This is a genomic window from Clostridioides sp. ES-W-0018-02 (genome assembly GCF_020658175.1).
Taxonomy (GTDB): Bacteria; Bacillota; Clostridia; order Peptostreptococcales; family Peptostreptococcaceae; genus Clostridioides.
Window position 1 is genome coordinate 1 of the sequence record NZ_JACVVY010000081.1, and the last position, 229, is coordinate 229.

General features: G+C 53.3%; 2 tRNA genes. Both read left to right on the plus strand.

Annotated elements, in window-relative coordinates:
• The first annotated feature begins 6 nt into the window (after positions 1–6).
• Positions 7–92, plus strand: a tRNA-Leu gene (locus IC219_RS21575).
• 15 nt (positions 93–107) lie between these two features.
• Positions 108–183 (plus strand) — tRNA-Met (locus IC219_RS21580).
• Positions 184–229 lie beyond the last annotated feature (46 nt).

A 229-nucleotide genomic window follows, 5' to 3' on the forward strand; every position in this document is an offset into this window, starting at 1 on the left:
AAAAAAGCCGAAGTGGCGGAACTGGCAGACGCACAGGACTTAAAATCCTGCGGGACTTACCTCTCGTACCGGTTCGATTCCGGTCTTCGGCACTTATAAAACAATATCGCGGAGTGGAGCAGTTGGCAGCTCGTCGGGCTCATAACCCGAAGGTCGTAGGTTCGAGTCCTGCCTCCGCAACCATTAAAATGGCTCGTTGGTCAAGAGGTTAAGACACCGCCCTTTCACG